At 54.8% G+C, this 571-nt stretch carries 1 protein-coding gene; it reads right to left on the bottom strand.

Features of this window, described 5'->3' with window-relative positions:
• The coding region (locus ACLO87_RS16930) for a molybdopterin-dependent oxidoreductase (protein ID WP_430224363.1) at positions 1 to 571 on the bottom strand (571 nt) is incomplete at both ends.

Here is a 571-nt window from a genome sequence, read left to right on the forward strand (position 1 = left end):
GGTGTAGTTGAGCTTACGCAGCAGATCCATCTCGCTCTGGGTGTTCCAGGCAATCCCTTTACCGCCGTTACCGATTTTCTCCATCAGCGGGCCGATAGAGGTAAAGCGTTCGTAAGTTGCCGGATAATCGCGCTCTACGACCATAATGTGCGGTGCAGTTTTACCTGGGATCAGGTCGCATTCGCCTTTTTTCCAGTCTTTCACATCCAGCGGCTGCGCCAGTTCAGCGGCAGAGTCGTGCTGGATAGGCAGCGTGACGATGTCAGTTTCTTTACCCAGATGACCAACGCACACTTCGGAGAATTTCCTGGCGATGGCTTTGTAGATTTCCCAGTCGCTTTTCGCTTCCCAGGCCGGATCGACCGCCGCAGACAGCGGGTGAATAAACGGATGCATATCCGAAGTATTCATGTCGTCTTTTTCGTACCAAGTCGCCGTCGGCAAAATGATGTCGGAATAGAGACAGGTGCTCGACAGACGGAAGTCCAGCGTCACCACCAGATCCAGCTTGCCTTCCAGACCGTTGTCCTGCCAGTCCACTTCTTCCGGCTTCACGCCGCCCTGCTGCCCC

Source organism: Paenalcaligenes sp. Me52 (assembly GCF_050487965.1).
Classification (GTDB): domain Bacteria; phylum Pseudomonadota; class Gammaproteobacteria; order Burkholderiales; family Burkholderiaceae_B; genus Paenalcaligenes.